Origin of the sequence: Coleofasciculus sp. G3-WIS-01, assembly GCF_040223135.1 — a bacterium.
In the GTDB taxonomy this organism is placed as follows: Bacteria; Cyanobacteriota; Cyanobacteriia; order Cyanobacteriales; family Coleofasciculaceae; genus Coleofasciculus.
This window is the reverse complement of sequence record NZ_JAVJZI010000113.1, coordinates 1-5,875: the sequence shown is the minus strand read 5'-3', so window position 1 is coordinate 5,875 and position 5,875 is coordinate 1. Positions and strand designations below refer to the sequence as shown.

Below are 5,875 nucleotides of genomic sequence, written 5' to 3'. Positions count from 1 at the left end.
GGAAATATCCCCCCTAGCCACCCTTGGAAATATCTCCCCTAGCCCCGGAAATATCCCCCCTAGCCCCCCTTGGAAAGGGGGGAACTAATGCAAGAAGGCAGAAATAGTTGTTTATTTATCGTTCAAGTTGTGATCATTTTGCTATAATCTTCCTCTAATTCGACTGGGTGGAATAACCTGATCGATATCAAGTTGGCAATTAAATTCACAATGACATACCCTAGAAAACAGCCAATTTCCCCGGTGCAGCTTAAACGTCAAAGACGGGGAAAGCTAGCGGCGTTAGTCCTAGCTTTCCTGTTGCTGCTATTGTTTCCCGTTAGAGTTCTCGCTCAAGATACCGAAACCTCTGGGGGTTTCCTGGGTGCGATAGACACGGTGTTCTCAGCAATCGTCGAAGACTTAGCCAAAATTCTGTTCTTCGACATCCTTGGTTTCCCGTTGATTGTGCTGTGGTTAATTGTGGCAGGTATTTTCTTTACGATTCGCCTGGGCTTTATTAATATCCGTGCCTTTAAACATGCGATTGATGTGGTACGGGGTAGGTATGATGATCCAGAGGAAGAGGGACAAGTCTCCCATTTTCAGGCGCTGGCGACGGCGTTGTCTGGAACGGTGGGATTGGGTAACATTGCTGGCGTGGCTGTGGCAATCCAGATCGGAGGTCCAGGGGCGATGTTCTGGCTGACGTTAGCGGGTTTTCTGGGGATGACGACTAAACTGGTGGAATGTACCCTGGGACTAAAATATCGCATCGAACGCCCTGATGGTACAGTCGCGGGGGGACCGGCTTATATGCTCTCACGCGGGTTAACCAAGATGGGGTTTGGATCTTTGGGAAAAGGATTGGCAATTCTTTTTTCCGTGCTGGCGATTTTTGGTTCGATGGGCGGCGCGAATATGTTCCAGTCTAACCAAGCAGCGGCGGCTTTTATCGGTATATTTCCGGGGATGCAGGGATGGATCGTCGGTCTGGTTTTGGCAGTGTTAACCGCGATCGTGATTATTGGTGGAATTGAGCGAATTGCCTCGACTACGGGTTTTCTCGTGCCAGCGATGGCGGTACTCTATATCATAGGTTGTCTGTGGATTGTTCTGGTAAATTTGCCCCAAGTTCCCAGCGCGATCGCAACCATTATTAGCCAAGCGTTTGTTCCTGGAGCGATTGAAGGCGGTATTATTGGCGTTATTGTGCAAGGGGTGCGGCGTAGTGCTTTTTCCAATGAAGCGGGAATTGGTTCAGCCGCGATCGCTCACTCGGCGGCTCGTACTGATGAACCGGTGCGTGAAGGGATTGTCGCCCTCTTAGAACCGTTTATTGATACGATCATCATCTGCAACATGACCGGCATCATGATTGTCCTTACTGGCGTCTATCAAAATACCGGTGAAGCAATCGATGGTTCCCAGATGACGCTGAGTGCCTTCGCCACGGTTAGTACCTGGTTCCCCATTGTTCTCGCGATCGCGATTTTCCTGTTTGCTTTCTCCACTATTATTTCCTGGAGTTATTACGGCGAGATTTCTTGGCAATATCTCTTTGGTCAACGCACAATTATTATCTATAAGCTGATTTTTGTCGCCTGCGTTTTTATCGGTGCTGTGGTAGCACCCAGCGCGGTGATTGATTTTAGTGATTTAACGCTGCTGATGATGGCACTTCCCAACTTGGTTGGAGCTTATTTCCTCTCCAACGAAGTGGCAGAAGACATCAGTAATTATATGCAGCGGCTGCGTTCGGGGCAAATGCCAACTTATGCCCAAAAGCAAGCCGCCATGGGAGATTCCCACCAAGCGGGAAACTAATACATTTGAGTTTTGTAGGTTGTAGGGGCGGGTTTCACTATTATCGTTTCTTGTCATCCAGATGTCACTAAACCCGCCCTGGCTTCAAAGAAACATTCAAAATCTCATGGTAATCGCTTCCATTCACACAAGCTACACGGAAATGAACAATTAACAATTATGAGCTGGCTTAAAAAGAACGAGGTGCTTGTACCGACTGATTTCTCGGATATATCCTTTACCGCACTGGCTCCCGCTTTAGAGTTTGTCGAAGACATATCTCATTTGCATGTTATTCACGTTCTTCTGCCTCTGAGTGCAGTTGATCCAGGTACAATATGGAAAACTGTCACCTCAGAATCTCGGCAAAACAACGCCAAATCAGTCCTGAAAAACAAGCTGAGTGAACTGGGATATGCAGGAGTACAGATTCAGGTTGCGATTGGAACTCCCAGTCATGAAATCGTGGACTATGCCAAAGACAAAGGAGTGGAATTAATTGTTATGCCTACCCACGGACACACAGGTGTCAAGCGTGTTTTGATGGGTTCTGTGGCTGAGCAAGTGGTGCGGCTGTCTCCTTGTCCGGTGTTGTTACTCCGTTGAGTAGTGAAACCCGCCCCTACACAGGTACCAGGTTCCCTCGCTTTTAAAGGCTTCTTGCATCACGTCTCGACATTGCTTCCCCAGCTTCCCTCATCCTGGGCGAGTGCGCTTCCTTGAGTAATTTTCTATAATGTATGTAACATTTCTTAACAACGAAGGGAAGCTGATGGATTATCCTAACTTAGCGCAAATTTCAGATCAGCTAGAGAGTGGCAACTCCCGCGATCGCATGTTGGCGCTAGCCCACCTCCGTAACGTGCCCGCAGAGGATGCTGTGCCTTTAATCAAGAAGGTTTTAGATGATCCCAGTTTACAGGTGCGATCGATGGCAGTCTTTGCCTTAGGGGTGAAGCAGACGGACGAATGCTACCCTATTTTGGTGAAACTACTCGATGACCCCGACTATGGCATTCGCGCTGATGCCGCCGGAGCATTAGGATATCTAGAAGATGCCAGAGCCTTTGAATCGTTAGTCCGGACATTCTATGAAGATACGCAATGGTTAGTCCGGTTCAGCGCGGCTGTCGCATTAGGCAATATAAAAGATCCCCGCGCCCGTCAAGTTCTCACTCAGGCACTCGATAGCGAAGAAATCGTGGTACAACAGGCAGCTATCTCTGCATTGGGTGAAATTAAAGCCGTCGAAGCCGTGGATGATATCCTGCGCTTTGCCCAGTCTCCCGATTGGTTAGTGCGCCAACGCCTAGCCGAAGCCCTCGGTAATCTACCCACTCCAAAAAGCCTGTCAGCATTAAAATTCTTGGCAAAAGACAGCCATTCCCAAGTTGCACAAGCCGCATCCATTTCCCTGAACCGCTTACAAGAGGCGGCAAACCCAGCCTAAACTCCTGCCCATATCTTTCCCTGAAGCCAGGAAAAAGCAAAAATGAACGATAAATAACCAAGGAGAACGATAAAATCAGTTAAAGCTTTGTTAACGTGAAACGTCTGACTTCATGGATATAAAAGAATTTTTTGAGCAGAGTGCTGGGCGATGGTTTTCGCAGCGCACCAGCCACCATCTGGCATTTAAGCAAGCTGAAAATGGTAAATCCAATATTACGATTGAAATGATCGCGGCTGATGCGCCAGAAGTGGTTCAGCTATGTCAACAGTACGAGGTTGATCCAGCCTTAGCCCTCTGTGGTGCCAGAGTGACGTGGGATGGCACAATGGATTGGGATGAAGAGAAGCATCAAGGCTCAACGGTGCTGGTGCCAGTTGCTGATCCTGATAAGCCCAATGAAGGGAAGCTATTGCGGGAAATGGGTTATGCGGAGAAAGCCCCGGTAGCTGGTCGGTATATTATGGGGGATGATCAGGCGCTGACGTTAATTACCGACTACGAAACCATGTATTCTGAAGAGCGTTTGTGGTTTGCTAGTCCTAACTTACGGTTGCGGACGAGCATTTTGAAGCGATTTGGCGGCTTTAGCATGGCGTCTCTGTCTTCAGAAATTCGCCTAGGCGTTACTAAATCGGCGCAAGAATCACAAGATGCGGCGGCTAAGGCTTAATTGTTTTTGTAGGGGTTTGGTAACCAAACCCCTACGGCGTGGTGAGGATGTCAAAAATCCACGCCACCATATCTGCGACTAAATTGGGCTGATTGGGGGAGAATGATTTTAAGGGACTATTGGGTTGATGGGTGATGACAGCAATTGCCCCATCAAATTTGCTTAAGTCGGCTAGAAATGTGGGGCTAAAGTCTTCGGTTGGGGGTTCTGTGTTGGGTGGGGGAGTGCTGTTGTAGAATAGCCAAACGATGGGTTTATCGCTTTCGATTAACTGTTCATCCCAATAGGCTTGCAATTGTGCCAGGGTTTGGGGTGTGCCATGGCTGCTTTTGGGGAATTTGTGGCGTCGCATTTCGTGGTAGATTTTGGCAGAAGGATTTTCGCGATCAAGGAATTTGTTGGCGTCGATGGCAATGAGTCGGGGCAAGTCCTGAATTTCGCCTATTTTGGTTTTGGTTTCTAGGGCGGTGTGTAGGCGTTGGGGTAATTCTTTGAGGGTGAAGGTGTTGGCTGGGTTTGGGGTTTCTATTGGCGATTGTTCATTCTCTTTTGCTTCTAGTTGATGCCATACTTTATGCCATGCTTTATGCCATGCTTTATAGAAGATTGGATAAGCTGTGTTCTGTGCAATAATCCACATAAATTCATATAAAATTTCTTCATCAATATATAAAATTTCTTCATCAATATCAATATCAATAGAGTTTTGTTTTATAAGGTGTTCGTGAATAGATGCAAGTTGCCCAGTAATAAATTCTAAATCATCCTCTTTCAAAGAAGTTCTGGGAGACCAATCTGGAGAAGGTAGGATACGATGTTCAATTTCGTTCAAGCTATCAATCACTTTTTTTAAGAAATTTATTTCTTGAATTATCTTTACTGATTCGTATCTTAATTCATAAAGAACTGTGATAGCTTCCTGCTTACCCGACTGAGTTTTACTCAAAGCCGACGCTGCTTCTAGGCGATCCCAGGGTTCATTTCTGGGTTTAATACATTCTCTTAAAACTCTGATTGCATCTTGATTTTCTGGATCAGTCTTGAGCAAGTCACAGGCAGCCATTAAGGAAATATTAACTACACAATCACCTCGTTCGGTTTCTAGCAACTTCGTCAAACTTTTAATAGCAGTTGGGTTACCTGGGTCAATTTTTCCTAAAGTGGATGCGGCATCTAAATCTAAGCCTTGATTACGTTCAATTAACTCTGTCAAAAAAGTAATCGCTTCTAAATTACCTTTGTCAATTTTTCCTAAAAAAGAAGCGGCTCCTACACGCAGATCATTCGATAGATTCATATTGTTTAACTGCTGCTCCAGAAAGGTAACAGCCTCTCGGTTGCATGGGTCAATTATCCTTAGAAAGAATGCTGCTTCCTGGGCAATTTTCTGATATTCTAGGCTTGTATCCATTAACTTAGTTAGGGCAACAATAACTTTGGAGTTACCTCTGCCAATTTGTATTAAGCAGTTAAATACTTTCCAGCGAACTTCATCATCCAGAAAACCCCTATCTAACACGTCAATTAAAGCATTAATAGCTATTGTGTGATTAGTTTCTAGTACAGTGTCCCAGAAAATTGGATTAATAATCTTACCAACTATATAATCAGTATCAGAATGTATTGTGGCACAATCGACAAGGTTGGTTACAATCCACTTACTATAGATACAGTCTCTAAATTCAGCAATTCCGGCGGCGGCTAGACAAAATGAACGATACCTGTAAAAGTCCCAACACTCATCCTCAAAAGTTATCAAATTATATATGAATTCATCTTTTTGTTGTTTAGGTACATCCTCACGCCCCAACCACAGCAAAATAACCTGTTTCCATTGCGGTTCAAATATGCGGTAAGAGAGATCCCCCCAACCCCCCTTCAAAAGGGGGGCTTTTAGAGAGTTAACTGATTTATGCCCTTGATCAGATAAGGTTAGAGGTGGGTTTCGATGATTCAAGAAAAAGTGC

Annotated in this window: 5 protein-coding genes; 4 read left to right on the top strand and 1 reads right to left on the bottom strand. The window is 45.6% G+C overall.

Translation table 11 applies throughout. The features are described 5' to 3' along the window. Positions 1 to 210: 210 nt before the first annotated feature. The 4 genes from RIM23_RS11505 to RIM23_RS11490 all read left to right on the top strand — a co-directional run bounded on the left by RIM23_RS11505 (position 211) and on the right by RIM23_RS11490 (position 3,908). A complete protein-coding gene (locus tag RIM23_RS11505) occupies positions 211 to 1,806 on the top strand; it encodes an alanine/glycine:cation symporter family protein (protein WP_446367167.1) in 1,596 nt (531 codons plus the stop codon). A gap of 159 nt (positions 1,807 to 1,965) precedes the next feature. Then, on the top strand, positions 1,966 to 2,391 hold the full coding sequence (locus tag RIM23_RS11500) for a universal stress protein (protein ID WP_446367165.1): 426 nt from the start codon (positions 1,966 to 1,968) through the stop codon (positions 2,389 to 2,391). A gap of 166 nt (positions 2,392 to 2,557) precedes the next feature. Continuing rightward, positions 2,558 to 3,235 carry a HEAT repeat domain-containing protein gene (locus tag RIM23_RS11495; RefSeq protein ID WP_446336750.1) on the top strand — a complete coding sequence of 226 codons (678 nt, stop codon included), beginning with the start codon at positions 2,558 to 2,560 and terminating at the stop codon, positions 3,233 to 3,235. Positions 3,236 to 3,347: 112 nt separating this feature from the next. Then, positions 3,348 to 3,908, top strand: coding sequence for a phycobiliprotein lyase (locus RIM23_RS11490; protein WP_446367163.1), 561 nt, complete (start codon positions 3,348 to 3,350; stop codon positions 3,906 to 3,908). A 31-nt stretch (positions 3,909 to 3,939) separates the two neighbouring features. Here the strand turns inward: RIM23_RS11490 and RIM23_RS11485 are convergent. After that, the coding region (locus RIM23_RS11485; RefSeq protein WP_446367161.1) for an NACHT C-terminal alpha/beta 1 domain-containing protein at positions 3,940 to 5,875 on the bottom strand (1,936 nt) is incomplete at its 5' end.